Source organism: Mesorhizobium sp. M1A.T.Ca.IN.004.03.1.1, from assembly GCF_003997555.1.
GTDB lineage: Bacteria > Pseudomonadota > Alphaproteobacteria > Rhizobiales > Rhizobiaceae > Mesorhizobium.
Map to the genome: position 1 here is coordinate 1 of NZ_RZTV01000721.1, position 252 is coordinate 252.

At 57.9% G+C, this 252-nt stretch carries 1 protein-coding gene; it reads right to left on the minus strand.

What is annotated here, in order from left to right; all coding sequences use genetic code 11:
• Window positions 1-252 (minus strand): flavin reductase family protein (locus tag EOD29_RS33555; protein ID WP_164764036.1); only part of this gene is annotated, 252 nt, incomplete at both ends.

Sequence of the window (252 nt, forward strand, 5' to 3'; positions counted from 1 at the left end):
GAAACCTTCCGATACGGCTGCCTGCCTGTCGGTCAGAATGCTGACTGCGAATTCCGGCACCTCAAGCAGCATGTCATGCAGGTAGGTGCGATTGTTCAGGCAGATGATGAGAGATGGCGGATCCATCGAAAGTGATGTGACGGCGGTCGCCGTCATTCCATGATCCGCGCCGTTGCGACAAGCAGAAATGACTGTCACCGTCGCCGGGAAACGGCGCATGGTCGATCGAAACGCATCGCTGATCGGTGCGGG